Origin of the sequence: Antarcticimicrobium sp. (genome assembly GCF_029212575.1) — a bacterium.
GTDB lineage: Bacteria > Pseudomonadota > Alphaproteobacteria > Rhodobacterales > Rhodobacteraceae > Antarcticimicrobium.
On sequence record NZ_JARGPK010000050.1, the window covers coordinates 1 to 25,116 of the forward strand.

Genomic DNA, 25,116 nt, shown 5'->3' on the forward strand with positions numbered 1-25,116 from the left:
GGGGCCTGGGCGCCGCTGCTGGCCGGGCGCGGGGTGGCGCTGACCCCCTTTGCCCCCGCCAACGCCGGGCTCTGCGTGGACTGGTCCGAGCCGATGCGCGCCCGGTTCGGGGTGCCGCTCAAGGGGGTGCGGTTCAGCGCCGGGCGAATCCTGTCGCGTGGCGAGGCGGTGATCTCGGCGCGCGGGCTGGAGGGCGGCGGCATCTACCCGCTGACCCCGGCGCTGCGCGAGGGGGCGCCGCTTATTGTCGATCTGCTGCCCGATCTGGCGCGCGAGGCGGTCATCGCGCGCCTGTCCCGCCCGCGTGGCAAGGCGAGCCTTGCAAACCACCTGCGCAAGGCGCTGAGGTTTGATCCCGCGCGGGTGGCGCTGTTGCAGGAGTTCGGCCGGCCGTTGCCCGCCGATCCATCGGATCTGGCCCGGCTGATCAAGGCGCTGCCGATCCGCCACGCGGGCCTGCGCCCGATCGACGAGGCGATTTCCACCGCCGGCGGCGTCGCCCGCGCGGCACTGGACGATTCGCTCATGCTGCGGGCGCTGCCCGGCACCTATTGCGCCGGCGAGATGCTGGACTGGGAGGCCCCCACTGGGGGCTACCTGCTGACTGCCTGCCTTGCCACCGGGCGCTGGGCGGGCCGCGCCGCGGCGGCCCGTCTGAATGCGGGGTAGCCGGGATCACCCCAGCGCGCGCACCCGCTTGAACGCGTCGCGCGCCCGCATCTGTTTGGAATAGGCGATCAGCCTTTCGTTCTCGACCGGGAACTTTGCGCCGAAGGCCCAGTTCAGGCAGTGTACGCAGATAATATCGGCGATGGTCATCTGGTCGCCTTGCAGGAACGGACCGACGAAACGGTCCGCCAGGCGATCGAGGTTGCGGGCAAACTCCCACTTCAGGCTGTCGGAGACCTGCGGCACGCGACGGTCCTCGGGCAGGATGAAGCTGTGCCGCGCGGCGGTCCAGAGCACGGCGTCGAATTCATCGAGGATGGTGTGGGTCAGCGCGTCCTGATGCGCCCGGTCCACGGTCCCGGCGGGATAGGTCAGTTGACCGTGCTTGTCCGCCAGATAGGTCAGGATCGCAGTCGAATCGGTCAGCACCGCGTCGCCGTCCAGCAGGATTGGCACCTTGCCCGAGGGATTCAGCGCGCGCGCCGCCTCGCTTTGCGGTTTGGCATCGTGGTGTTCATAGGCGACGCCCATTTCCTCCAATGCCCAGAGCACGCGAAAGGCACGGCTCACGACACTTCCATAGACCTTGTACATTGGGATCTCCCTGTTCCCGCTTCGCGCGCAGTCTTTACCGCACGAGGGCGCGGCCGCAAGGGGGATGGACGGAGGTCCGACGGCCGGGGCGCCTGGTGTCAACGCTGCCTCAGCATTGCCAGCCGGATCAGCGCGCGCTCCATCACCGCCATGGCGGGTGCGGTCTGGCGCGCCGAACGCAGTTGCAGATCGGTGTCGGTCAGCAGGGTCAGCGCGGATTCGAGCTTGGCAGCGCCCCAGTCCTGCGCCTGCCGAACGATCTGGTCACGCCGCTTGCCATAGACCGGCGGGCGCAGTCTGCCGACCCCGGAGGCGGCACCGCCCGGATCGGAGGCGGCGGCGTAGAGCGTGCGGAAATGGCGGGTGGCCCCGATGCAGAGCGAGACCGCGTTGGTGCCCTGCGCCTGCAGCCGGTTCAGAAGCGGGCCGATCTCTCCGCTGCGGCCCTCGGCCACGACGTTGAGCATATCGTCCAGCGCCGCCTCGGTCGAACGCGGCGCGCAGGCCTCGATATCCTCCTGCGAAACGGGGAGTTCGTCGCCGAATTTGTACAGGGAGAGTTTCTCGATGGTCTGGGTAAAATCCCCCGGCCCCAGATCGTTGGCCAGATCGGTCAGCGCCGCCATCGAGTCGCGCGGCACGTCGCGAATGCCCTTGTCGGCGAGGGTGCGCTCGATCTCGTCGCGCGAGGGGGGATCGTCGTAAAGACCGACGGCAAAGGCGGCCCTGTGCCCTTCGAACGCCTTGCGCAGTTTCGAGCTTGCCTTGAGCGCGCCGGCGGTCACCACGATCTGCGCATCGCCCGGGGCCCAGTCCGTCAGCGCGGCCTGAATCGCGGGGGCGGTGCCGTCGCCGGCCTCTTCGACGAAGACCGCGCGGGGGCCGGGAAAGAACCCGACCGCCTTGACCGCGTCGAGCAGTTGCGCGGCATCCTTGCGCAACTCGCCCCCCGAAAGGCGGGTGAGGCGCATCTCTTCCTCTGCGCCGTCGCCCAGCAGCGCCTTGAGCACCTGTTGCCGCTTGATCGCGACCCGCATCGCGTCGGCGCCGTAGATCAAGAGGCCGGTCTTGTCCGGGTCGGGACGGGTAAAGTAACGGTCCGCCTCGCGTGCCGAGAGTTTCATTCCGGCAGGTCCGCCGTGGCGTAAAGCCGGGTTACCAGTTGATCGGCGAGGACGATCATCAACCGCTCGCTCGCGTCGCGCTCGCCGGACAGGGTCTCGACGGTGGAGCCGGTGGCGGAATAGCCGGTGAAATTGCCGACCCGCCCGGAGGCTGCGACCGCGCCGCTGTCAAGTTCGGTCAGCACGTAGTCGAGTTGCCCGACCAGGCTGTAGCGGGTGGTCTCGCCGGTGGCCGTCACCGCCTGGCCTTCGGTCTCGGTTTCGAGCGTGTAGCTTAGCGCATAGGCCGGTGTTGCGGCGCGGCCCAGCCTGTCTTCCAGCGTCCGCACGAGCACATATTCGTCCGGCGCATCCGGTTCCTGCACCCGGACCCGCCCGCGCAGGGCGGCTCCCGCGCCGCCGGGGCCATAGACAGGGGCAAAGCCGCAGGCGGCCAGCGCCAGCGGCAGGATCAGCAGGCTTCTGCGGTCAAACGACGACATTCACGATCCGTCCGGGGACGACGATCACCTTTTTCGGCGCCGCCCCGTCCAGCGCCTTTTGCACAGCCTTCACCGCCAGCGCGGCTTTTTCAACCTCTGCCTTGTCCATGTCCTTGGGCACGCTGATTTCCGCGCGCCGTTTGCCGTTGACCTGGATCGGCAGGGTCACGGTGTCGTCGACCAGCATCGCCGCATCCGCCTGTGGCCAGGGGGCGTTGGCGACCATGCCCTCGCCGCCCAGCATCTCCCAGATCTGTTCGGAGAGGTGCGGGGTCATCGGTGCCATGAGTTGCGCCAGGGTCAGCGCCGCCTGCCGCTTGGCCGCGCCGCCCGCCCTGGATTTCGCCAGCGTGTTGGTAAAAGCATAGAGCTTGGCGATCGCGGCGTTGAAGCCAAAGCTTTCGACCCCGCCGGTGACGTCATGGATGCATTTGTGCATCTCGCGCAGCAGTGCGGCGTCCTCGCCGGTGGCGGGGGCGTCGGCGTCGATCTCGGAGGCCAGACGCCAGACGCGCGACAGATGCTTGAACGCGGCCTCGGCCCCGGCGGCGGTCCATTCCACATCGCGCTCCGGCGGGCTGTCGGAGAGGACGAACCAGCGCGCGGTATCGGCGCCGAACTGGCCGATGATGCTGACCGGGTCGACCACGTTCTTCTTGGATTTCGACATCTTGGCCGAAGGGATGATCTCGACCGGCTCACCGGTGGCTTTCAGTTTCCCGTCCTCGACGTCCTCGGGCAGGTGATAGACCGGCCGCCCCTTTTCGTCGCGGGTCTGGTAGATCTCATGCGTCACCATGCCCTGGGTAAAGAGCGCGTCGAAGGGTTCGATTGCCTTTTTCGGCAGGTGGCCGGTGATCTGCATCGCGCGGGCGAAGAACCGCGAATAGAGCAGGTGCAGGATCGCGTGTTCGATGCCGCCGATATACTGGTCGACGTTCATCCAGTAGTCGGCCTCTTCCAGCACCGTCGGGGTGTCGGCATGCGGCGCGGTGAAGCGGGCATAGTACCACGACGAATCGACGAAAGTGTCCATCGTGTCGGTCTCGCGCCGGGCGGGCTTGCCACATTTCGGGCAGCTGCAATCGCGCCAGCTTGGGTGGCGGTCGAGCGGGTTGCCGGGAATCGAGAAATCGATCGCTTTGCCGTCTTCGTCATAGGGCAGCTTGATCGGAAGATTCTCTTTCTTTTCCGGCACAACGCCGCAGCTGTCGCAATGTACGACAGGGATCGGGCAGCCCCAGTAGCGCTGCCGCGACAGACCCCAGTCGCGCAGGCGGAACTGCACCTTGCCCTGGCCCAGACCCTGTTTCTCGGCCCAGTCGATGGTGGTGTCGATCGCCTCTTGCCCGGTGGCGACCTCGATCCCGGCGGGCTGGTCGATCCAGCGCACCTTCTCGGTTTTCGGCGGGACAAAGGCGGTGTTCTCGACGCGGCTGTCGTCGTCCAGCGCGGTGAAGGTGTCGATCACCGACAGGTCGTACTTGCGGGCGAAATCGAGGTCGCGCTGGTCATGCGCCGGGCAGCCGAAGATCGCGCCGGTACCGTAATCCATCAGCACGAAGTTGGCGACCCAGACCGGCAGGGTCCGGTCGGGGTCAAGCGGGTGGCGAACGGTCAGCCCGGTGTCAAAGCCGCGCTTCTCGGCCTTTTCCAGCTCGGCCTCCGATGTGCCCAGCTTGCGGCAGTCGGCGTTGAATGCGGCCAGATCTGGGTTGTCGGCCTCGAGCGCCCTGGACAGCGGGTGGTCGGTGCTGAGCGCCATGAAGCTGGCCCCGGCCAGCGTGTCGGGCCGGGTGGTATAGATCTCGATCCCGTCATGGCCGTGCGTCGATTCGGTCAGGCCGAAGCGCATCTGCAGCCCGCGCGACTTGCCGATCCAGTTTTCCTGCATCAGCCGCACCTTGGCGGGCCAGTTCTCCAGCCCGTCCAGCGCCTCGAGCAGGTCCTCGGCCATGTCGGAGATCTTGAAGAACCACTGGGTCAGTTCGCGCCGCTCGACCTCGGCGCCCGAGCGCCAGCCCTTGCCGTCGATCACCTGTTCGTTGGCCAGCACGGTCATGTCGACCGGGTCCCAGTTCACCACCGCGTTCTTGCGATAGACCAGGCCCTTGTCGAGCATGTCGAGGAACAGCGCCTGCTGCTGGCCGTAGTATTCCGGATCGCAGGTGGCGAATTCGCGGGACCAGTCGATCGACAGGCCCAGCGGTTTCATCTGGCCGCGCATGTCGGCGATGTTGTTATAGGTCCAGTCCTTGGGGTGGCCTCCGCTCGCCATCGCGGCGTTTTCGGCGGGCATGCCGAAGGCGTCCCAGCCCATCGGGTGCAGCACGTTGTGCCCGGTGGCCAGCTTGTAGCGCGCGATCACGTCGCCCATGGTATAGTTGCGCACATGCCCCATGTGGATGCGCCCCGAGGGGTAGGGGAACATCTCGAGCACGTAGTATTTCGGCTTGTCGGCGCTGCGGCGGGCGGTGAAGATCCCGGCCTTGTCCCAGGCCTGCTGCCATTTGGTTTCGATTTCGGCGGCAGAATAACGCGACATCGCTGCGGTCCTTTGAATGAAAACGCCGGGTCAAGACCCGGCGTGGTGTTACTTCGGTTCCGGCCGGCATTCCAGCCCGGTTTGCGGCTACAGCCTCTTGTCGCGCACGCGCAACTGACGGGCCCGGGTCAGGATGGCGTCCTCGACCGCGCGGGCGGTGCCGGGGCTGACCGAGCGGCCGCCGCTGGTTTGCAGGGCGACCTTGAGCGACCGGGCGTCCAGCGAAGGATCGCTGATATGCACGGTGGCGCGATAGGACCGCCCGCCGCCCGGCGGGGTGCCATAGCCGGTGACGATCACCCCGGTGAAGGGATCGACCGACTGCACCGGCAGAAAGCTGAGCACATCCAGCGACGCGGTCCACAGGTAACGGTTCACCTGGACCTTTGTTTCGCCCTTGCCGGGGCCGAACAGATCCCAGATCGAGGATTTTTTATTGTAGTCTTCGGACGATTCCCGGTTGAGGGCGATCTGGTCGTCGATCGTCGTCTTTTCACCGACACGCACGCCGCCCAGACCGCGCAAGCGGCTGCAGGATGCAGCGGTAAGGCAGATGGCGACAATCAAGACGACCTTGGTCGGGTTTTTCAGGAAGGTCATTAGGGCAGCCCCGGCTTTTCCATTCTGGCCTGTCCTACCCAAGAGGGCCATGCTGGGCAAGGCTTTCGTGTGAAGACCCGGTCGCCGGGGTCCGCGTCAGGCGGGAAGAAACCGGCGAGATGCCCCGGCAGGGCGATTCCAGGGGCTGCAACAGGACTGTGGCAAAGCTGCACCATCCGGGACGACTTTGATCCATGCCCGGCGGCGGGCCTTGCCAAAATGGCCCCGAAAGAGCGAAACCCCTTGCCATACCCACACCGGATTCCCCGGTTTGGGCGTATGAATCGAAAACCGAGGGAAAGACTATGAAAAAAGTTCTTTTCGCAACGACTGCACTGATCGCGACCGCGGGCATGGCTGCAGCCGAAGTGAGAATCAGCGGCTACGGCCGGTTTGGTGTCGACTACAATGACGGCGCCGATGCTGGCTTGGCCGGTCTGGGTGACTATCCGGGTGGCCGCGGCCCGAGCCGTGGTAACGACACCGCCGTGAACGGCGTCAGCTCGACCACCATCACCAGCCGTCTGCGTCTGCAGTTCGACATGTCGACCGAAACCGACGGTGGCGTCGCCCTGGGTGGTCGTTTCCGTGCGCAAGCCAACAGCGGCAACAACGTTGCTGGCGGCGCCGCGTTTAACGGCGCGCGTTTCTTCGCAAGCTACGGCGGCTTCACCCTGATGGTTGGCAACATCCTCGGCGCCATCGAAAACACCACCGGCCTGTACCTCGAGACCAAGTCGGCTGGTACCGGTGTTGATGGTTCCAACTTCGTCTCGCTGGTCACCAACGTGAACAACGAATACTTCGACTGGGATGCCTACTCTTCGGGTGGTGCCGGTGCGAACGGTGTCGAGGTTCTCTATTCGTCGGGTGCCTTCAACGGCCACATTTCGTATTCCCAGCGTAACGTGGCCCCCGGCGGCTACTACGGCTTGGTTGCTGGTGAAACCCAGCACTCGCGCGTTGGAGCCAACGTTTCCTACACCTTCGGTAACTGGACCGGGGCTCTGGGCTTCCAGGATTCGACCGCTCTGTTCGAAGACAAGGTTCTCGTCACCCTGCAGGGCGACCTGGGTCAGTACGGCGTTCGCATGGCCTATGCCGACAACGACGGCATCAACAAGTGGGGCCTGTACGGCAACATGGATATCGGCGCTGCGTCGAACCTCCTGGTCTGGGTCACCGACGAAGAAGCCGTGTCGGCTGCTGACGTTGTTGCTGGTCGTGGCGACAACCGCGATGCGGTTGCCGGTTCGAACCAGGAAGAAGGTACCTCCTACGGTATCCACTACTCCTACGACCTCGGTGGTGGCGCTTCCTTCGAAGCTGGCTACCGTGAGGCCTCGAACGGCAACACCACCGTTCAGGCTGGTGTGTTCTTCAGCTTCTGATAGCTGTCGACACGTCTGACGTGATTTGGGCAGGTCCTCGGACCTGCCCTTTTCTTTTGCCGCGATCTGGTGTTTTCCTGCCGGCATCACCACGCAAGGGGGCCGTCATGTCGCTGGAAGAGATCAAAACCCGTATCGCCGAGGCCGAGCGCACCGCCGGGCGCGCGCCCGGGGCGGTCAAACTGATCGCGGTCTCCAAGGTGCAGCCGCTGGAGCGGGTCGAGGCGGTGCTGGAACAGGGTCAGCGGATCTTTGGCGAGAACCGGGTTCAGGAGGCGGCCGGGAAATGGCCGGATTTCAAGGACCGCTTCGACGGGGTCGAACTGCATCTGATCGGCCCGTTGCAAAGCAACAAGGCGCGCCAGGCGATCGGCCTGTTCGACGCGATCCATACGGTCGACCGGCCCAAGCTGGCCAGGGCGCTGGCCCGGCTGGCACAGGAGGAGGGGCGCTGCCCCGGGCTGTTCATCCAGGTGAATACCGGCGAGGAGCCGCAAAAGGCCGGGGTTCTGCCCGATGACACCGATGCGCTGGTCGCGGAGTGCCGCGCGCTCGACCTGCCGCTGCGCGGGCTGATGTGCATCCCCCCGGTCGAGGAGGAGCCCAGCCTGCATTTCGCGCTGCTGGCCAAGCTTGCCGCGCGCAACGGGCTCGACGGGCTGTCGATGGGCATGAGCGGCGATTTCGAGAGTGCCATAGCGCTGGGGGCCACCCATGTGCGCGTCGGTTCGGCGATTTTCGGGGAACGCAGCGCTGCGGTTCCGTCGTGACCTGAGACCGCGGCAGGAAAATCTCTTCGAAGAGATTTGCCCGGAAAATTCGAATTTTCCGGTTCAACTCAGCGGATGGGAACGACCAGCCTTGTTCCGGGCAGGACCCGGGCAGCAAGCCAGAGCAGATCGGCGCGGGAAAAGCCGATGCAGCCCTCGGTCGGGAACCCGGGCCGGCGCCATTGGTGCAGGAAAATCGCCGAGCCGCGCCCCGGCTGTGCCCGGGGCCAGTTCCAGTCGGTGAGCAGCACCAGGTCGTAAAGCGGATCGGCCCGCCGCAGCCGTTCGTGGCTGTGCCGGTAGGGTGCCCTCACCCATTGATTGTACGAGGTCTCGCCGCTGGCGTCCGACCACAGGTCGCGCGGCCCGATCGGAAGTGCCCAGCGGGTCGGGCGCGCCATCCGGTCGGGCCGGTAGAGCATCCCGGTGATCCGGTGCAGGCCCGCAGGGGTGGCGCCGTCGCCCTCGCGCTTGTCGGCCGTGATGCCGCCGCGCCCGATCGAGCAGGGCAGCCGGCGCCCGGCGACCCGCAGCCCCATCGGCGTGAGGACAAGATCACGCGGGCTCACAGCAGGTGCCCGGACTTCTTCGCCTTGGTCGCCAGGTAGGCGCGGTTGTGCGCGGTCTCGCCGACCTTGAGCGGCACCCGCTCGGCCACGGCGATGCCGGTCTTTTCCATCATCGCGATCTTCTTCGGGTTGTTGGTCAGCAGCCGCACCGAGGAGAATCCCAGCTCGCGCAGGATGTCGGCGCCAAGGCGAAAGTCGCGCTCGTCATCCTCGAACCCCAGCCGGTGATTGGCCTCGACGGTATCGAACCCCTGGTCCTGCAGCGAATAGGCCCGCATCTTGTTGGCCAGGCCGATGCCGCGCCCCTCCTGGTTGAGATAAAGCAGCACGCCGGCGCCCTCGGCCCCCATCTGGGCCAGCGCCCCGCGCAGTTGCGGGCCGCAATCGCATTTCAGGCTGCCCAGCACATCGCCGGTGAAACAGGCCGAATGCAGCCGCGCCAACACCGGCTTGGCGCGGTCGGGGCGGCCGATCTCGATGGCGTAATGTTCCTCGGCGCCATCCTCGGGGCGATAGATATGCAGCCGTCCAGCCTCCGAGGCCTCGACCGGGAGACGGGCGTGCACCACCTCGTTGAGCGGGCTGCGCTCGTCCAGGTGCGGCACGGCAAGCCGCTGCACGATCCGGGTCAGCCCGTATTGCGCGGTGACCCCGGCACCGTCGGCCACCGGCACCACCACCACCGCCGGCAGCAGCCGCGCGGATTTCACCAGCGCGATCGCCAGACGGTGCAACGCAGCGGTTCCGCCGCGCTGGCTGGAGAGCGGCCCCTTCATCGGCGCGATCAGGTCGTCGGCAGGATCGGCCAGCGCACGGATCCAGTCCAGGTCGGCGTCGGCGGGGATCTCGACCCGCGCCAGATCGCCGTCATAGGCGCGCGCCTTGAGCGTGTCGGCGCGCCGGGCGGTGAGGGCGATGACCGGCGTCGCGTCCAGCGCGCGCAGATCGCCGAGCCGTTCGTCGGTAAGCGTCTCTGCCGCCACGGCGAGGGCCGCGCCATCCTCGCCCTGGAGGACCACGGGCACGCCCATGCGCAGATCGGCGCGGGCGCGGGCAAGAAGTTCGTTGATGTCTGGCAAAAGGCTCATCGTCGGATCCCGGTCAACGTCAGCCGATATCTAGGGGGTTTTGTCGGAATATGAAACAATAGCCGAAAAAGGGACACGACGGCGTGAGCGGATTGCAGCAAAGCTTGTCTTGCGCGCGTCGTGCCCGCATCTGGAAAGCACCGCACAGGAGACACCCGATGGCCCAACTGAAGAAAATCTTGCTGGTGGACGATGACGAGGATCTGCGCGACGCGCTGAGCGAGCAGCTTGTCATGACCGAGGAGTTCGACGTCTTCGACGCCGATGACGGCCAGACGGCGATGGAGCGCGCAAGAGAGGCGTTCTACGACCTGATCATCCTCGACGTGGGCCTGCCCGATACCGATGGGCGCGAGCTGTGCCGGCGGATGCGCAAGCAGGGGGTCAAGGCGCCGATCCTGATGCTCACCGGGCACGACAGCGATGCCGACACCATCCTGGGCCTCGATGCGGGCGCCAATGACTATGTCTCCAAGCCATTCAAGTTTCCGGTGCTGCTGGCCCGCATCCGCGCCCAGTTGCGCCAGCACGAACAGAGCGAGGACGCGGTGTTCCAGCTTGGCCCCTATACCTTCAAGCCGGCGATGAAGATGCTGATCACCGAGGACGACCGCAAGATCCGGCTGACCGAGAAGGAAACCAACATCCTGAAGTTCCTCTACCGCTCGACCGAGGGCGTGGTGCCGCGCGACATCCTGCTGCACGAGGTCTGGGGCTATAACGCCGGGGTGACGACGCATACGCTGGAAACCCATATCTATCGCCTGCGCCAGAAGATCGAGCCGGACCCCTCCAACGCCCGGCTGCTGGTGACCGAGGCCGGCGGCTATCGGCTGGTGGCGTGACGGCGGGAAACTTGACCCAAATCAAAGACGCACCCCGCAGGTATCTTTTAACTGGACCTATCCCGCGCATGTCCGGGTCATGACATGCACCTCCCTGTTGGACTGGACCGGGCCTCGTGCCCGGTCTTTTTTTGTCTGCGGTGGCGTCCCGGGCAAACACCGGTTGTGACACCGGCGCCGGGGACATAACGTGCCGCCAACGCGCACAGGAGAGACGCTCATGCCCTTCACCCTCGCCACCTGGAACATCAACTCGGTCCGCCTGCGCGAGGGGCTGGTCTGCAAGCTGCTGGAGCAGGAGGCGCCCGATGTGCTTTGCCTGCAGGAATGCAAGAGCCCGGTCGAGAAGATCCCGGTCGAGCGGTTCCGCGCGCTGGGCTATACCCACATGGTCGCGCGCGGGCAAAAGGGTTACAACGGCGTGGCGATCCTGTCGAAACTGCCCATCGAGGACATGGGCGACATGGATTTCGCCGGGCTGGGCCATGCCCGCCACGTCGCTGCGCGGCTGGACAACGGGGTGGTGATCCACAATTTCTACGTGCCTGCGGGCGGCGACAAGCCGGACCGCGCGGTGAACGAGAAGTTCGGCCAGAAGCTCGATTACCTGACCGAAATGCGCGACTGGTTCCGCGACGAGCAATTCGGCAAGTCGATCCTGGTGGGCGATCTGAACATCGCCCCGCGCGAGGATGACGTCTGGGATCACAAGAAGCTGCTGAAGGTGGTCAGCCACACGCCGGTCGAGGTGGAGCAGCTGGCCGAGACGCAGGCGGCCGGGCGCTGGGTGGATGTCACCAGAACGGACATTCCGGAGGGCAAACTGTACTCCTGGTGGTCCTACCGCGCCCGCGACTGGGACGAAGCCGACAAGGGGCGGCGGCTCGACCACATCTGGGCGACGCCGGACATCGCCGGGGCCGCGCATGGCAGCCGGGTGCTGCGGGCGGCGCGCGGATGGGAACAGCCCAGCGACCATGCCCCGGTTTTCGCCGGTTTCGACCTGTGATCGCCCGGCCCGGTGACGTCGGGACAGATCGCCCCCTTGGTTTCCGCGCCGATAGCTTTCATATAGGGCGCAAGCACAAAGCAGCGGAGAGCTGAAATGATGGATATTCTTTCGGGTAACGGGGCGGCACCTGCCGCCGATCTGATCAAGGACTCAAGCGAGGCCACTTTCATGGCCGATGTGATCGAAGCCTCGAAAGAGGTGCCGATCATCGTCGATTTCTGGGCGCCCTGGTGCGGCCCGTGCAAGACGCTGGGCCCCTTGCTGGAAGAGGCGGTGAAAGCCGCCGGCGGCGCGGTGAAGATGGTCAAGGTCAACGTGGACGAGGCCCAGATGATCGCCGGCCAGTTGCAGATCCAGTCGATCCCGACGGTCTATGCCTTTCACAACGGTCAGCCGGTCGACGGGTTTCAGGGCGCGCTGCCCGGCTCGGAGATCAAGGCGTTCATCGACCGGGTGATCCAGGCTGCCGGCGGCGAGGCGCCGGGGGCCGGGCTCGACGAGGCGGTGGCGGCAGCAGAGGAGATGCTGGACCAGGGGGCGGCGGCGGATGCGGCGCAGACCTTTGCCGCGATCCTTGGTGAGGACCCCAACCATGCCGGTGCCTACGGCGGGCTGGTGCGCGCCCATATTGCGACCGGAGACCTGGACCAGGCCGAGGCGGTGCTGAACGGCGCCCCGGCCGAGATTTCCCACGCCCCGGAACTGGAGGCGGCGCATGCCCAGCTGGAACTGGCGCGGCAGGCGGCCGATGCCGGCCCCGTGGCCGAGCTTCTGGCGGCGGTCGAGGCCGACCCGAGCAACAACGAGGCCCGGTTCGACCTGGCCAAGGCGCTGCATGCCAAGGGCGATGTCGAGGAGGCTGTGGCCCAGCTGCTCGAACTGTTCCGCCGCGACCGGGAGTGGAACGACGGCGCGGCCAAGGCGCAGCTTTTCACCATCTTCGAGGCGCTCAAGCCTAACGATCCGGTCGTGCTGAACGGGCGGCGCAAGCTGAGTTCGATGATATTTGCCTAATCCGGCTTCGGGGCTAAACTCATAGCCATGATGCAAGCCGCCGACCTGCCGGACACGATCCCCGTTTTCCCGTTGCCCGGGGCGCTGCTGCTTCCCCGGTCGCGGTTGCCGCTGCATATCTTCGAACCGCGTTACCTGCAGATGCTGGAGGATGCCCTGAAGACGCCGCAGCGGCTGATCGGGATGGTGCAGACCTGCGGGGCGCCCGGCAAGCCCGACGCGCTGCACAGCATCGGTTGCGCCGGGCGGGTCACCCAGTTTTCGGAGACCGAGGACGGCCGTTACCTGATCACCCTGACGGGGATCAGCCGCTATCGCATCCTGAACGAGGTCGAAGGCTTTGCCCCCTATCGTCGCTGCGCGGTATCCTGGGACGGATTCGACCGCGACCTGGGTCAGGAGGAGAGCGACCCGGGATTCGACCGGGCGCGGTTCCTGGATCTCTTGGGGCGGTTCCTGTCGGCGCGCGAGCTTCAGACCGACTGGGAGACGCTGAAACAGGCCGAGGAGGAGTTGCTGATCAACTCGCTCTCGATGCTGCTTGACTTCAACCCCGAGGACAAGCAGGCCCTGCTGGAGGCGCCATCGCTGGAGACACGGCGCGAAACCCTTGTCACGCTGATCGAATACACCATGCGTGGCGGATCGAACGAGGAAACCCTGCAATGACCGACCCGCAGATTGCCCCAGAGCCGGGCCACCCCGCCTTTGATCGCCGCATGCTCGAGGCGCTGGTCTGCCCGCTGACGCAGGCGACGCTGGAATACCGCGCCGAGCAGCAGGAGCTGATCTCCAAGGGGGCCGGGCTCGCCTTTCCGATCCGCAACGGGATTCCGGTGATGCTGGTGGACGAGGCGCGCAAGCTCGACTGAGGGCGTGCGCCCGCTTCCGGTGGGGGAGCACCCCTATGGGGCGCTGCCTCCGGCGGGAGTATTTTCGGCCAGAAAAAGACGATGCCGGCGGTTTCCGGAAGACCGGGTGGCGCGCGTCGTCAGATCGGCTGTCCCTTCAACAGGCGCGGCAGATCGCCGGTCAGCCCGGCGGCCTCGCGCAGGAAACCGCGCCGCAGGGCCGGGGCGGCGTTGACCAGCCCCATGCCCAGATCACGGCCCAGCCGCAGCAGCGGGTTATCGTTCGAGAAGAGCTTGTTGAAGGCATCGGTGGCCAGCGCCAGCGTTGCGGTGTCGAACCGGCGCCATTGCTGGTAGCGCTCCAGCACCGGGGCGGCGCCGATATCCTCGCCGCGCCGGGCGGCCTGAACCAGGACCTCGGCCAGGGCGCCGACATCGCGCAGCCCGGCGTTCAGCCCCTGGCCGGCAATCGGGTGCATACCGTGGGCGGCATCGCCCACCAGCGCCAGCCGGTCGGCGATGAAGCTGTTGGCGACGGTCAGCCCCAGAGGGTAGGACCAGCGCGCGCCGGCCAGCTCGATCGCGCCCAGGAAATCGCCAAAGCGGGGGCGTAGCACGGCGAGATAGTCGTCATCGCCCAGCGCGTTGATCGCCTCGGCGGTTTCGGTCCGTTCGCTCCAGACGATCGAGCTGCGGTTGCCGGTCAGCGGCAGGATCGCCAGCGGACCGGGTGGCATGAAGAACTGATGCGCGACACCGTGGTGCGGTTTCTCATGCGCGATGGCGCAGACCAGCCCGGTTTGCCCGTAGCTCCAGCCGGTGCGGGAAATGCCGGCACGCCGGGCGGTGCCGCTGGCGCGCCCGTCGCAGCCCACCAGAACGCTTGCGGTCAGGCTGCGGGTGTCGTCCAGGGTGACCGTGACGCCTTGCGGTCCGATGTCCTGCGCCACCACGGTGCCGTCGACCTGGGTGATCCCCGGTTCGGCATCCATCGCCTCCAGAAAGGCGCGGCGCAGGTGGCGATCCTCGACCATGTAGCCCATCGGGCCCTCTTCGATCTCGTCATGGTCGAAATGCAGGAAGAACGGCGAGGGACCGGCGCCGGCGTGGCCGTCGGTGACCTTGATGTCGAGCATCGGCTGCGCCGCGTCGGCGATCCGGGACCAGACGCCGGTGGCGACCAGCAGCCGTTGCGAGGCCAGCGCCAGCGCATAGGCGCGGCCGTCGAAGCCCGCGTCCTTGCGCGCGGCGCCGGGCAGCGCGTCGATCAGGGTCACGCTTTGGCCGGCCCGGGCCAGCGCGAGGGCCAGCGCGGGGCCGTTCAGCCCGCCGCCGACGATCAGGATATCGGAGTCGTTCGTCATGACCTGCAATATGGCCGGTGGTTCGGGATTGTCCATGCGCGGCGCTGTCGCTACCGTCGCGAATACCGGCAAAAGGGGGATGACATGCAGGACTGGCTGAGCATGACGGCGGGCGACCTGGGGCGCGGCATCGCGCGGGGCGAGATCGACCCGGTGGCGCTGACGCGGACCTATCTGGACGCGATCGACGCCCATCCGCAGCGCGACCGCATCTATGCCCGCATCACGCCCGACCGGGCGCTGTCCGAGGCCGGTGCGGCGCAGGCGCGGGCGCGGGCCGGGCGGCGGTTGTCGCCGCTCGACGGGGTGCCGATCAGCTGGAAGGACCTGTTCGACAGCGCCGGCACCGTGACCGAGGCGGGATCGGCGCTGCTCAGGGGGCGGGTGCCGGGGACCGATGCGGCGGTGCTGCGCAATGCCACCGCAATGGGGCTGGTGTGCCTGGGCAAGACCCACATGAGCGAGCTGGCGTTCTCCGGACTGGGGCTGAACCCGATCACCGCGACCCCGCCCAACGTGCACGACGATGGCGCGGCGCCGGGGGGCTCGTCCTCCGGGGCGGCGGCCTCGGTGGCGTTCGGCCTGGCGGCGGCGGGGATCGGATCGGACACCGGCGGCTCGGTGCGCATCCCCTCGGCCTGGAACGACCTTGTCGGGCTCAAGACCACCTCCGGGCGGATCAGCCTGGAGGGGGTGGTGCCGCTGTGCCTGAAGTTTGACACGGTGGGGCCGCTGGCGCGCTCGGTCGAGGATGCGGCGCTGCTGCTGGCGGCGCTGGAGGGCGGGCGCGCGCCCGACCTGGCAGGCGCCTCGCTGCGCGGGCGGCGGTTGGCGGTGTTGCAAACGCTGGCGATGGACAATCTGCGCGAGGCGCCCGCCCGCGCCTTTGACGGGGCCGTGGCGCGGTTCCGTGATGCGGGTGCCGAGATCGTGCCGCTGGAGGTGCCCGAACTGGTCGAGGCGCATGCGCTGTCGCCGGTGCTTTATACCGGCGAGGCCTATGGGCTGTGGCGCGAGGCGATCGAGGCCGACCCGGAGGCGATGTTCGGCGAGATCCGCGACAGGTTCCGCGCCGGGGCGAATTTCTCGGCCCCCGATTACGTCGCCGCCTGGCGCAGGCTCGAGGCGGCGCGCGCGGCCTGGGCCCGGGCCACGGCGGGATTCGATGCGGTGCTTTGCCCGACATCCCCGATCCTTGCGCCCGAGGTGGGCCGGCTTATGAACGACTCGGAGTATTACGTGACCGAGAATCTGCTGACGCTGCGCAACACGCGGGTGGGCAACCTGATGGGGCTTTGTGCGCTGAGCCTGCCAACGGGCACGCCGGGCTGCGGGGTGCAGATCATGGCCCGGCCCGGCACCGAGGAGGCGCTGTTGCGGCTGGGCGCGGCGGCTGAGACCGCGCTGGCCTGAATGCGCGGGCCTGATTGCCACATTTCCCCGCCCGCACACCGGCTTAGACTGGACGCAAGGGCCACATCCCTGTAACCTTTGGGGAAAAGGGACGCTCACGATCCCGACCTTGAGGCACTGATGATGGACTTTCCCGAGCGGTTTTCGAACCTGCCGCCCTATGCGTTTCCGCGCCTGCGGGCGCTGCTGGACGCCCATGCGCCCGGCGGCGATGTGGTGCATATGACCATCGGAGAGCCCAAGCACCCTTTTCCCGCCTGGGTGACCGAGATCGTCACGGACCATGCGGCGGAGTTCAACAGCTACCCGCCGAACGATGGCAGCCCGGCGCTGCGGGGCGCGATTTCGGGCTGGATGGGTCGCCGATACGGGGTGACGGTCGATCCCGAGACCCAGGTGATGGCGCTGAACGGCACGCGCGAGGGGCTTTACAACGCCGCGATGGCGCTGTGTCCGGAGCAGAAGAACGGCAACCGGCCGGTGGTTCTGATCCCGAACCCGTTTTACCAGGTCTACATGATCGCGGCGATATCGGTGGCGGCCGAGCCGGTGTTCCTGCCCGCGACGCAGGAAACCGGGCATCTGCCGGATTACGCGGCGCTGCCGGCGGACCTGCTGGACCGCACCGCCATCGCCTATGTCTGTTCGCCGGCCAATCCTCAGGGCGCGGTGGCGGATCGCACCTATTGGGCCGATCTGATCGCCCTGGCGGAAAAACACGATTTCCGCATCTTCGCCGACGAATGCTATTCCGAGATCTACCGCGATGCGCCGCCGGTGGGGGCGCTGAGCGTTGCTGCCGAGGTGGGGGCGGATCCTGAGCGGGTCGTGCTGTTCAATTCACTGTCGAAACGCTCGAACCTGCCCGGTTTGCGGTCGGGCTTTGTCGCCGGTGGCGCGGAGAGCCTCAAGCGGATCAAGACCCTGCGCGCCTATTCCGGGGCGCCGTTGCCCGGGCCCCTGCAGGCGGCGGCGGAAAGGGTCTGGGCGGACGAGGCGCATGTGGAGGAGAACCGCGCGCTCTACCAGGAGAAATACCGCGTGGCCGATGCGGTCTTTGACGAGGTGCCGGGATATGCCGGGCCCGAGGCGGGGTTCTTTCTCTGGCTGCCGGTCGAAGACGGCGAGGCGGCGGCGCTGAAGGCATGGACGCAGACCGGGGTGCGGGTGCTGCCCGGTGCCTATCTGGCGCGCGAGGTCGGGGGGCAGAACCCCGGCAAGGGATATGTCAGGGTTGCCATGGTGGCCCCGAAGGATGAGTTGCAGCGCGGGCTGATCACGCTCCGCGACTGCCTTTATGAGTAAGAACGGGCTTTACACGTAAGTACGGGCGTTATGAACAAGAACGAGCGGGACCGGGGATAAGCATGGCATACCAAACGCGCAGCCGCGATCCCCTGCTGGACAGCACCATGCAGGAACAGATCGAGAAACGCGGCAAGGAACTGATCGGGATCGTGCTGATCTGTCTCGGGCTGGCGGCGGCGGCAATGATCGTGTCCTACACGCCGGACGACCCCAACTGGATGGTCTCGACCGACGCGCCGGTGCAGAACTGGATGGGGCGGCTCGGGGCCTCGGTCGCCGCGCCGCTGTTCATGATCGTGGGCGAGGGAAGCTGGGGCATCGCACTGGTTCTGCTGGCCTGGGGGCTGCGTTATGCCCTGCATCGCGGCGAGGAGCGGGCGATGGCGCGGCTGATCTTCTCCCCGATCGCGGTGGCGCTGGGCGCGGCCTATGCCGCCACGCTGGTGCCCGGTGCGGACTGGCGCGCGACCCACAGTTTCGGCCTTGGCGGGCTGTTCGGCGATACGGTGATGGGCGCGCTTCTGACGCTGCTGCCGCTGGGATCGCATTTCGCGGTCAAGCTGGTGTCGCTGGTCTCGGCGGTGGCGATGCTGGCGCTGGGGGCCTATGTTCTGGGCTTCACCCGGCCCGAAATCACCCGGGTCCTGCGCTTTGCGATGATCGGGATGGTGATGGTCTATGGCACCGTTGCCGGCCTGCTGGGGCGCGGCGCGGTCACTGCGGCACATGCGGCGCGGGCGCGGCAGGCGCAACGGGCCGAACGGCGCGCAGCCGAACGGCAGATGCAGGCGGCCCGCGAGGCGGGGCCGATGGCGTCGAGGCATGCGGCACCCGCAGCGATGCCCGCACCGATGTCCGAACCCATGTTTGCCGAACCGCAGACCGAGGAGCGCGGCGGTTTCCTGTCGCGGATGCCCGGGCTGATCCGCCGCCCCGAACCGCTGCCCGAGCCGGAACTGGTGGAGCCGGATCCGGTGGCGGGCGACCGCGCGATGCCGGGCGATGACCGCATCCGGGCCAAGATCGCCGACGCGATCCGTGCCCGGGCACGGCCCCAACCTGACGCCCCCGTGATTGAGGAGGCGCGCCCGCTGACCAAGGGGCGTGGACGGGGACCCGATCCGCTTTTGCTGAACGCCGAAGGTGGGGTGCCCCTGCCGCCGGAGCCGCCGGTGACGATGGTCGCCCGGGCCGGGTTGCCGCCGGAGCCGCCCCTGGCCGCTCCGGTTGCCCCGCTTGCCGCCGCGCCCGCACAGCCGGTCCCGCAGCAGGCGACGCCCAAAGCGCCCGCGCCGACACTGGCCGCCCTTGGGGCCGCCCCCGCCGCCCCCGCCGGGGATGCGGCATTGCCGTTGCGGGCGCCGCAACCGGCGCCGCAGGTGCCTTTGACCGAGCAGCGCAAGGTCGTGCAGAATGCGCCCAGAAAGGCACTGGCCCCCTCGCGCCGGGCGCAGGCAGAGGTGCAGCCGGCGCTGGCCTTCGACGAGAACACGGTGGACTTCGAGCTTCCGCCGCTGGGCCTTCTGACCAACCCGGCGAAGATCCAGCGCCATTACCTCAGCGACGAGGCATTGGAAGAGAACGCCCGGATGCTGGAAAACGTGCTGGACGATTACGGCGTCAAGGGCGAGATCGTCAGCGTTCGCCCCGGTCCGGTGGTGACGATGTACGAACTGGAGCCTGCACCGGGCCTCAAGGCCAGCCGCGTCATCGGGCTTGCCGACGATATCGCGCGGTCGATGTCGGCCCTGTCGGCGCGGGTCTCCACCGTGCCGGGGCGCAGCGTGATCGGGATCGAGCTGCCCAATGACAACCGCGAGAAGGTGGTGCTGCGGGAAATCCTTTCCTCCCGCGATTTCGGCGACAGCAAGATGAGCCTGCCGCTGGCACTGGGCAAGGATATCGGCGGCGAATCCGTTGTCGCCAACCTTGCCAAGATGCCCCACCTGCTGATCGCGGGGACCACCGGCTCGGGCAAATCGGTGGCGATCAATACCATGATCCTCAGCCTGCTTTACAAGCTGACGCCCGAGGAATGCCGGTTGATCATGATCGACCCCAAGATGCTGGAACTGTCGGTCTATGACGGCATTCCGCATCTGCTCAGCCCGGTTGTGACCGACCCGAAAAAGGCGGTTGTCGCCCTGAAATGGGTGGTGGGCGAGATGGAGGAACGCTATCGCAAGATGTCCAAGATGGGCGTGCGAAATATCGAGGGGTTCAACGGACGGGTGCGCGACGCGCTCTCCAGGGGCGAGATGTTCTCGCGCACGGTTCAGACCGGGTTCGACGACAACACCGGCGAGCCGGTGTTCGAGACCGAGGAATTCGCCCCCGAGGCGCTGCCCTATATCGTGGTGATCGTCGACGAGATGGCCGACCTGATGATGGTGGCGGGCAAAGAGATCGAGGCCTGCATCCAGCGTCTGGCGCAGATGGCGCGGGCCTCGGGCATTCATCTGATCATGGCGACCCAGCGCCCCTCGGTCGATGTCATCACCGGCACCATCAAGGCCAACTTTCCGACCCGGATCTCTTTCCAGGTGACCTCGAAGATCGACTCGCGGACCATTCTGGGCGAGCAGGGGGCCGAACAGCTTCTGGGCATGGGCGACATGCTCTACATGGCCGGAGGCGCGCGGATCATCCGCTGCCACGGGCCATTCGTTTCCGACGAGGAGGTCGAGGAGGTGGTGACCCATCTCAAGCAGTTCGGCCCACCCGAATACGTCGGCAAGGTTCTGGATGGTCCCGACGACGACAAGGCCGAGAACATCGACGCGGTTCTGGGCCTGTCCACCGGGGGCAACACCGATGGCGAGGATGCGCTTTACGATTCCGCCGTCCAGATCGTGATCAACGACCGCAAATGCTCGACCTCCTACATCCAACGCAAGCTGGCGATCGGCTACAACAAGGCCGCGCGCCTGGTCGAGCAGATGGAGGACGAGGGGCTGGTGAGCCCGGCCAACCACGTCGGCAAGCGCGAGATCCTGGTGCCGGAGCAGGAGTAGCGGCGGCTTTTTTTCGGTCGCCGCGCACCTATGTTGATGTCATGAAACAGATCCTTTTTGCCTGTGCGCTCTCTCTCGCCGCACCCGCTGCCTGGGCGGCAGACAAGCTGCCGCTGTCGGCAATCTCGACCTATCTGAACGGACTCACCACCGCGCAGAGCCCGTTCACCCAGATCAACGACGATGGCAGCCTGTCGACCGGCATGCTTTACCTGCACCGGCCCGGGCGCGCGCGGTTCGACTACGACCCGCCCGACGGCGCGGCGGTCGTGGTCGGGGCCGGAACCGTGGTGATCCATGATGAGAAATCCAACCAGCCGCCGGAAAGCTACCCGCTCAAGCGCACGCCGCTGTCGATCATCCTGGCCGAGCGTGTGGACCTGGATCGTGCCAACATGGTGGTGGGGCACGGGTTCGACGGCACCGCCACCGTGGTGACGGCGCAGGACCCCGAGAACCCCGACTACGGGCGCATCGACCTGATGTTCACCGGCGACCCGGTGGAGCTGCGCAAATGGGTAATCCACGATGGCGGCGGCGGCCGGACAACGGTGATCCTGGGCGCGCTGGAGACCGGCGTCGACCTCAGCGCCAGCCTGTTTCAGCCCTATACCGCCGGGGGCGTACCCGACCGCTGAGCGCCGCTCCGTCCCGCCGGCGCGATCCGGTCAGTCGCAGCCGCGCAGCTGGGCGCTGTAGGTGTTCGCGCGCTGCTCGACTTGCGACGCGACGCGCAGCAGCCAGCTCTTGCTTCTGTGCGATCCGCGGGAATACCCGGTATGCCCCTCGTGGTAGGCTAGGTACTGGTTGCGCGCATCGGTCAGCGCGATGCCGTTGCGTTCGTAGCTGCGGGTCATGTACCAGCCCATGAAATCGGCCGCGTCGCGCATGTCGTCGCGTTTCGCGCGCCGCCGGCCGACCGCATCCTTGTACTCGTCCCAGGTGCCGTCGAGCGCCTGGCTGTAGCCATAGGCGCTGCTGACCCGACCCATGGGAATCACCCCCAGCGCGTAGCGGTGCGGCGTGCGCGCATCGGAGCGGAATTTGCTTTCCTGATAAATCACGGCCATCTGGACATGGACAGGAACCCCCCACTTGCGCTGGGTCGCGCGAAAGGCGCGCTTGTACTTCGGCCGCTGCGCCAGAATGCTGCAGGCGTTGTCGAGGTTCCGCGGCGGTGCCTTGTACCCGCCGCCGCAGGACGCCAGAAGAAGGACGATTATCAGTGCGCTCAGAGGTCTGCTCATCTGCCTCATGCCTTTTTTTATAGGATTTTAGCCTAACATCTGCCGGGATGAAATCCAATTCACAGCTGCTTTGGGTGCTTGGTCCGCAAGGGGCACTGTCAAGGCCGGGTCCACAGACTGTTTCTGCGAAAATCCCGGCCCGGGGTTGGACAACATGGTGCATTTACGGTTAAGAACGGGCGGTAGGGGCAAGGTCTGATGCTGAAGACACGTGCAAAATATTATCTCGGCCAGGTGGTCCGTCACAGGAAGCATCCGTTTCGTGGGGTGGTGTTCGACGTGGACCCCGAGTTCTCCAATACCGACGAGTGGTACGAGGCGATCCCGGAGGAGAGCCGTCCGGTGAAGGACCAGCCGTTCTATCACCTGCTGGCCGAAAACGACAGCAGCTACTACGTCGCCTATGTCTCGGAACAGAACCTGGTTGCCGATTATTCAGGCGAGCCGGTGGATCACCCCGACATCCCCGAGATGTTCGGACCGTTCCAGGACGGCGCCTATCCGCTGCATTTCCAGTTCAACTGAGCGAACAGGATAAACCGCGGGCCGGGCGTTGCCGCCCGGCCATCCGTGCTCAGTACCCCAGTGCGCAGCCATCCTTGCGCGGATCGCTTGCCCCCTCCAGCACACCGTCGGGGCGGATGCGGATCGCCTGGGCGCCGCCGAGGGGCGTCGGGTAAGGAATAGATACCGACGGCTCATTGGGGGGGCTCTTGCCTCCTTGGGTTGATTCAGTTGCCAAGATGGTGCACTCTAAGTGGCGGCGGAGGCTGTCCTAGGTGTTTTAGATGAAACGGTACCTAATTGTAGCTGCCCTGTTGAGCGGATGTACGGGGTCCTATGGTGGCACTGGGCAAACAACGTCAGGTTTGCCTGTCGCAGGACAGTATACTGCACTCGGTGTCCAGAACGGGCAGGCTGTTTTCGATATCTCAGTCGCTTCAGCATCTGCTGGGGCATGTGTTGGTCAGTCTAAGCGCCCGACGAATTCTGTCATCTCGCCGATCAGGTTAACTTGTGAAGGCGGCGTAAATGGGTCAGGGACCTTTGCATCCGATTTTTCCAAGGGGCAGGACACCATAATCTACCGGCTTTCTAACGGTGAGCGTGGCGACGTTGTGATCGGAGGAGTCAGCCCACAGCAACAAGCTACAAACCGTCAAGCAGCCTACAATGCAAGCTACAACGTTGGTGTCGCACTGGCCGGTGGAGTTCGAAATTCTGCGGATGATCGCGTGACCTGCCGCACTTATGGTAGCACGACAAGATGCCAAGCATATTGATTGGCTACTTATAGTTGTGAGTGGTTCCTATGCGAGAGCGACAGTGATTGGTCTGACGTTAATCCTTGTGCCTTGGAATATCCGGGTAACCCCATAAAGGACCTCTCCCCTGGCGGGAAAGGTCAACTAGAAGGGTTAAAGAGCCAACGCGTAGCAGGCGCTAAAGACATTGATCCAGAGAGATAGCTGAGGTGCTCAATACCCCAGTGCGCAGCCATCCTTGCGCGGATCGCTTGCCCCCTCCAGCACACCGTCGGGGCGGATGCGGATCGCCTGGGCGCCGCCGAGGGGCGTGTCCGGGATCGCCACCTTGTGCCCGAGATCGGCCAGCTGCTGCCGCACGGCGTTCGAATAGCCGCGCTCGAGCTTCATCGTGCCGGCATCGGAAAAGGCGCGTGGCGCGTCCACGGCTGCCTGCAGGCCCATCCCGAAATCGTGCAGGTTGCTGACGAACCGGGCATGCCCGTTGGGCTGATAGGCACCGCCCATCACGCCGAAGGGCATCAGCCCACCGTCGCCGTCGCGCAGCATCGCCGGGATGATCGTGTGCATCGGCCGCTTGTTGCCCGCCAGCTCGTTCGGGTGCCCCTGCTGCAAGGAAAACCCGGCGCCGCGGTTTTGCAGCAGGATGCCGAATTTCTCGCTGGCGATGCCCGATCCGAAGCCGTGGAAGATCGAATAGATCAACGAGACAGCCATGCGATCCCGGTCCACCACGGTGATATAGATCGTGTCCTTGTGCACCGCCTCGCTCAGCGGTGCGGGATCGGCCATCGCCCTGTCCATGTCGATCAGCGCCGCCAGCCTGGCGGCGGTTGCCGGTGCCAGCATATGGTCCAGCCGGGTGGTGTGGTCGGCATCGGCGATGAAACGGTTGCGCGCGTCATAGGCCAGCTTGGCGGCCTCGGCCTCCAGGTGGGCGCGTCGGGCGCCGAGCGGGTCCATCCCGGCGATGTCGAAATGTGACAGGATATTCAGCATCAGGATCGCGGTCGCACCCTGGCCGTTGGGCGGATGCTCCAGCAGCTCCGCCCCCTTGTAGGTGCCCGACACCGGGTCGGTCTCGGCACAGCGGGTGGCGGCGAAATCCTCGGGCGTATGCACCCCGCCCAGCGCATTGAGCGTGGCGCAGATATCCTCGGCCACCTCGCCGGTGTAGAAGGCATCGCGCCCGTCGCGCGCGATCCGGCGCAGCACCTCGGCCTGGCCCGGGGCGCGGAAAACCTCGCCCACCCTGGGCACGCGGCCGCCGATCAGGTAGGTGTCGCGCGCCGCGCCCTGCAGCGTCTCCGCGGCACTGGCCCAATCGAAGGCCACCCGCGGGGCCACCGGAACGCCTTCGTCTGCATAGCGGATCGCGGGGGCAAGAAGGCTGTCCAGCCCCAGCTTGCCGACGGTGCCCGAGAGGTGGCAAAAGGCATCGATGGCCCCCGGAACGGTCACCGCGTGGGCGCTGTGGACCGGCACCACGGTTTCACCGGCGGCGCGCAGCGCCTCTGCGCTGGCCGCCGCGGGCGATCTGCCGGACCCGTTCAGCGCCTTGACCGCGCCGGTTTTCGGATCGCTGTAGAGCACGAAGCAATCGCCGCCGATCCCGGTCATCTGCGGCTCGCAGATCCCCAGCAGCACCGCGCCTGCGATCGCCGCGTCCATGGCGTTGCCGCCCTGCTTCAGGATCTCAACCGCGGCCTGTGCCGCCAGCGGGTGCGAGGTTGCGCAAACCCCGTTCGTGGCCAGCACCTCCGACCGTCCGGGCCTGTGAAAATCGCGCATGGAAACCCCCCTTGTCCTGTCCGCCAGGGGACATTAGGGCGCGGCGGGGCGAATGCCAACCGATGTAAATGTCGGGGGGAAAGACCTCGGCGCCGCGCATTGGGTGGGGGCAATTACAGCGCGGCACCGAGGGAAGCCTGTTGCAGCTACATCCCCCTTA

General features: G+C 66.4%; 23 protein-coding genes. 13 read left to right on the forward strand and 10 right to left on the reverse strand.

The features are described 5' to 3' along the window. Positions 1 to 669, forward strand: a 669-nt coding sequence (locus P1U75_RS10205; RefSeq protein WP_300242786.1) for a TIGR03862 family flavoprotein, incomplete at its 5' end; no start/stop codon positions are given. A gap of 6 nt (positions 670 to 675) precedes the next feature. Here P1U75_RS10205 and P1U75_RS10210 read toward each other — a convergent pair. The 5 genes from P1U75_RS10210 to P1U75_RS10230 all read right to left on the reverse strand — a co-directional run bounded on the left by P1U75_RS10210 (position 676) and on the right by P1U75_RS10230 (position 6,014). Next, positions 676 to 1,263, reverse strand: a complete 588-nt coding sequence (locus P1U75_RS10210) for a glutathione S-transferase family protein (protein ID WP_300242788.1) — start codon at positions 1,261 to 1,263, stop codon at positions 676 to 678. 98 nt (positions 1,264 to 1,361) lie between these two features. Then, positions 1,362 to 2,387, reverse strand: coding sequence for a DNA polymerase III subunit delta (gene holA, locus P1U75_RS10215; RefSeq protein WP_300242790.1), 1,026 nt, complete (start codon positions 2,385 to 2,387; stop codon positions 1,362 to 1,364). Further along, a complete protein-coding gene (lptE, locus tag P1U75_RS10220) occupies positions 2,384 to 2,869 on the reverse strand; it encodes an LPS assembly lipoprotein LptE (RefSeq protein ID WP_300242791.1) in 486 nt (161 codons plus the stop codon). The genes holA and lptE overlap by 4 nt, the downstream gene beginning before the upstream one ends. Beyond that, positions 2,856 to 5,414 (reverse strand): leucine--tRNA ligase, encoded by a 2,559-nt coding sequence (leuS, locus tag P1U75_RS10225; protein WP_300242794.1) that lies wholly within the window; start codon positions 5,412 to 5,414, stop codon positions 2,856 to 2,858. The genes lptE and leuS overlap by 14 nt, the downstream gene beginning before the upstream one ends. An 87-nt stretch (positions 5,415 to 5,501) precedes the next feature. After that, the gene (locus P1U75_RS10230; RefSeq protein WP_300242796.1) at positions 5,502 to 6,014 is read right to left on the reverse strand and encodes a DUF3576 domain-containing protein; all 513 of its coding nucleotides are present in this window, start codon (positions 6,012 to 6,014) and stop codon (positions 5,502 to 5,504) included. Between the two features lie 305 nt (positions 6,015 to 6,319). Here P1U75_RS10230 and P1U75_RS10235 point away from each other — a divergent pair, with 305 nt between their 5' ends. Beyond that, positions 6,320 to 7,405 carry a porin gene (locus P1U75_RS10235; RefSeq protein ID WP_300242799.1) on the forward strand — a complete coding sequence of 362 codons (1,086 nt, stop codon included), beginning with the start codon at positions 6,320 to 6,322 and terminating at the stop codon, positions 7,403 to 7,405. A gap of 107 nt (positions 7,406 to 7,512) precedes the next feature. Continuing rightward, on the forward strand, positions 7,513 to 8,175 hold the full coding sequence (locus P1U75_RS10240) for a YggS family pyridoxal phosphate-dependent enzyme (RefSeq protein WP_300242801.1): 663 nt from the start codon (positions 7,513 to 7,515) through the stop codon (positions 8,173 to 8,175). A 68-nt stretch (positions 8,176 to 8,243) separates the two neighbouring features. On the opposite strand, the gene P1U75_RS10245 is transcribed toward P1U75_RS10240, so the two are convergent. Continuing rightward, the gene (locus tag P1U75_RS10245) at positions 8,244 to 8,744 is read right to left on the reverse strand and encodes a L,D-transpeptidase family protein (protein ID WP_300242803.1); all 501 of its coding nucleotides are present in this window, start codon (positions 8,742 to 8,744) and stop codon (positions 8,244 to 8,246) included. Beyond that, positions 8,741 to 9,832 (reverse strand): GTP cyclohydrolase II, encoded by a 1,092-nt coding sequence (ribA, locus tag P1U75_RS10250; RefSeq protein WP_300242805.1) that lies wholly within the window; start codon positions 9,830 to 9,832, stop codon positions 8,741 to 8,743. The genes P1U75_RS10245 and ribA overlap by 4 nt, the downstream gene beginning before the upstream one ends. Before the next feature lie 158 nt (positions 9,833 to 9,990). On the opposite strand from ribA, the gene P1U75_RS10255 reads away from it, so the two are divergent. The 5 genes from P1U75_RS10255 (at position 9,991) to P1U75_RS10275 (ending at position 13,575) form a co-directional block, all read left to right on the forward strand. After that, positions 9,991 to 10,677 (forward strand): response regulator transcription factor, encoded by a 687-nt coding sequence (locus P1U75_RS10255; protein WP_300242807.1) that lies wholly within the window; start codon positions 9,991 to 9,993, stop codon positions 10,675 to 10,677. Positions 10,678 to 10,897: 220 nt separating this feature from the next. Further along, positions 10,898 to 11,686, forward strand: a complete 789-nt coding sequence (locus P1U75_RS10260; RefSeq protein ID WP_300242809.1) for an exodeoxyribonuclease III — start codon at positions 10,898 to 10,900, stop codon at positions 11,684 to 11,686. A 99-nt stretch (positions 11,687 to 11,785) separates the two neighbouring features. Further along, a complete protein-coding gene (trxA, locus tag P1U75_RS10265) occupies positions 11,786 to 12,703 on the forward strand; it encodes a thioredoxin (protein ID WP_300242872.1) in 918 nt (305 codons plus the stop codon). Between the two features lie 27 nt (positions 12,704 to 12,730). After that, positions 12,731 to 13,372 carry an LON peptidase substrate-binding domain-containing protein gene (locus P1U75_RS10270; protein WP_300242811.1) on the forward strand — a complete coding sequence of 214 codons (642 nt, stop codon included), beginning with the start codon at positions 12,731 to 12,733 and terminating at the stop codon, positions 13,370 to 13,372. Next, a complete protein-coding gene (locus tag P1U75_RS10275) occupies positions 13,369 to 13,575 on the forward strand; it encodes a Trm112 family protein (protein WP_300242813.1) in 207 nt (68 codons plus the stop codon). Before P1U75_RS10270 ends, P1U75_RS10275 begins: the two co-directional genes overlap by 4 nt. 119 nt (positions 13,576 to 13,694) lie before the next feature. On the opposite strand, the gene P1U75_RS10280 is transcribed toward P1U75_RS10275, so the two are convergent. Then, complete coding sequence (locus P1U75_RS10280) at positions 13,695 to 14,918, reverse strand: FAD-dependent monooxygenase (protein WP_300242815.1); 1,224 nt, start codon at positions 14,916 to 14,918, stop codon at positions 13,695 to 13,697. Positions 14,919 to 15,002: 84 nt separating this feature from the next. Here P1U75_RS10280 and P1U75_RS10285 point away from each other — a divergent pair, with 84 nt between their 5' ends. The 4 genes from P1U75_RS10285 to P1U75_RS10300 all read left to right on the forward strand — a co-directional run bounded on the left by P1U75_RS10285 (position 15,003) and on the right by P1U75_RS10300 (position 21,291). Next, positions 15,003 to 16,331, forward strand: a complete 1,329-nt coding sequence (locus P1U75_RS10285) for an amidase family protein (RefSeq protein ID WP_300242818.1) — start codon at positions 15,003 to 15,005, stop codon at positions 16,329 to 16,331. 123 nt (positions 16,332 to 16,454) lie between these two features. After that, positions 16,455 to 17,636, forward strand: coding sequence for an aminotransferase class I/II-fold pyridoxal phosphate-dependent enzyme (locus P1U75_RS10290; protein ID WP_300242874.1), 1,182 nt, complete (start codon positions 16,455 to 16,457; stop codon positions 17,634 to 17,636). A gap of 62 nt (positions 17,637 to 17,698) precedes the next feature. Beyond that, on the forward strand, positions 17,699 to 20,653 hold the full coding sequence (locus tag P1U75_RS10295; protein ID WP_300242820.1) for a DNA translocase FtsK: 2,955 nt from the start codon (positions 17,699 to 17,701) through the stop codon (positions 20,651 to 20,653). A 41-nt stretch (positions 20,654 to 20,694) separates the two neighbouring features. Continuing rightward, a complete protein-coding gene (locus P1U75_RS10300; RefSeq protein ID WP_300242822.1) occupies positions 20,695 to 21,291 on the forward strand; it encodes an outer membrane lipoprotein carrier protein LolA in 597 nt (198 codons plus the stop codon). A gap of 30 nt (positions 21,292 to 21,321) precedes the next feature. Here the strand turns inward: P1U75_RS10300 and P1U75_RS10305 are convergent, their stop codons facing one another. Next, positions 21,322 to 21,900 (reverse strand): transglycosylase SLT domain-containing protein, encoded by a 579-nt coding sequence (locus P1U75_RS10305; protein ID WP_300242825.1) that lies wholly within the window; start codon positions 21,898 to 21,900, stop codon positions 21,322 to 21,324. Positions 21,901 to 22,098: 198 nt separating this feature from the next. Between P1U75_RS10305 and hspQ the strand changes: the two genes are divergently transcribed. Then, positions 22,099 to 22,425: a heat shock protein HspQ gene (gene hspQ / locus P1U75_RS10310; RefSeq protein ID WP_300242827.1), complete on the forward strand. Its 327-nt coding sequence runs from the start codon at positions 22,099 to 22,101 to the stop codon at positions 22,423 to 22,425. Positions 22,426 to 23,378: 953 nt separating this feature from the next. Here the strand turns inward: hspQ and P1U75_RS10315 are convergent. Continuing rightward, positions 23,379 to 24,956: a gamma-glutamyltransferase family protein gene (locus P1U75_RS10315; protein ID WP_300242829.1), complete on the reverse strand. Its 1,578-nt coding sequence runs from the start codon at positions 24,954 to 24,956 to the stop codon at positions 23,379 to 23,381. Between the last annotated feature and the right edge of the window lie 160 nt (positions 24,957 to 25,116).

Bases quoted from the DNA above. Each gene is read 5' to 3' on its own strand.
- P1U75_RS10210 (WP_300242788.1), bottom strand. From the start codon at position 1,263: ATGTACAAGGTCTATGGAAGTGTCGTGAGCCGTGCCTTTCGCGTGCTC.
- holA (WP_300242790.1), bottom strand. From the start codon at position 2,387: ATGAAACTCTCGGCACGCGAGGCGGACCGTTACTTTACCCGTCCCGAC.
- lptE (WP_300242791.1), bottom strand. From the start codon at position 2,869: ATGTCGTCGTTTGACCGCAGAAGCCTGCTGATCCTGCCGCTGGCGCTG.
- leuS (WP_300242794.1), bottom strand. From the start codon at position 5,414: ATGTCGCGTTATTCTGCCGCCGAAATCGAAACCAAATGGCAGCAGGCC.
- P1U75_RS10230 (WP_300242796.1), bottom strand. From the start codon at position 6,014: ATGACCTTCCTGAAAAACCCGACCAAGGTCGTCTTGATTGTCGCCATC.
- P1U75_RS10235 (WP_300242799.1), top strand. From the start codon at position 6,320: ATGAAAAAAGTTCTTTTCGCAACGACTGCACTGATCGCGACCGCGGGC.
- P1U75_RS10240 (WP_300242801.1), top strand. From the start codon at position 7,513: ATGTCGCTGGAAGAGATCAAAACCCGTATCGCCGAGGCCGAGCGCACC.
- ribA (WP_300242805.1), bottom strand. From the start codon at position 9,832: ATGAGCCTTTTGCCAGACATCAACGAACTTCTTGCCCGCGCCCGCGCC.
- P1U75_RS10255 (WP_300242807.1), top strand. From the start codon at position 9,991: ATGGCCCAACTGAAGAAAATCTTGCTGGTGGACGATGACGAGGATCTG.
- P1U75_RS10260 (WP_300242809.1), top strand. From the start codon at position 10,898: ATGCCCTTCACCCTCGCCACCTGGAACATCAACTCGGTCCGCCTGCGC.
- trxA (WP_300242872.1), top strand. From the start codon at position 11,786: ATGGATATTCTTTCGGGTAACGGGGCGGCACCTGCCGCCGATCTGATC.
- P1U75_RS10270 (WP_300242811.1), top strand. From the start codon at position 12,731: ATGATGCAAGCCGCCGACCTGCCGGACACGATCCCCGTTTTCCCGTTG.
- P1U75_RS10275 (WP_300242813.1), top strand. From the start codon at position 13,369: ATGACCGACCCGCAGATTGCCCCAGAGCCGGGCCACCCCGCCTTTGAT.
- P1U75_RS10280 (WP_300242815.1), bottom strand. From the start codon at position 14,918: ATGACGAACGACTCCGATATCCTGATCGTCGGCGGCGGGCTGAACGGC.
- P1U75_RS10285 (WP_300242818.1), top strand. From the start codon at position 15,003: ATGCAGGACTGGCTGAGCATGACGGCGGGCGACCTGGGGCGCGGCATC.
- P1U75_RS10290 (WP_300242874.1), top strand. From the start codon at position 16,455: ATGGACTTTCCCGAGCGGTTTTCGAACCTGCCGCCCTATGCGTTTCCG.
- P1U75_RS10295 (WP_300242820.1), top strand. From the start codon at position 17,699: ATGGCATACCAAACGCGCAGCCGCGATCCCCTGCTGGACAGCACCATG.
- P1U75_RS10300 (WP_300242822.1), top strand. From the start codon at position 20,695: ATGAAACAGATCCTTTTTGCCTGTGCGCTCTCTCTCGCCGCACCCGCT.
- P1U75_RS10305 (WP_300242825.1), bottom strand. From the start codon at position 21,900: ATGAGCAGACCTCTGAGCGCACTGATAATCGTCCTTCTTCTGGCGTCC.
- hspQ (WP_300242827.1), top strand. From the start codon at position 22,099: ATGCTGAAGACACGTGCAAAATATTATCTCGGCCAGGTGGTCCGTCAC.
- P1U75_RS10315 (WP_300242829.1), bottom strand. From the start codon at position 24,956: ATGCGCGATTTTCACAGGCCCGGACGGTCGGAGGTGCTGGCCACGAAC.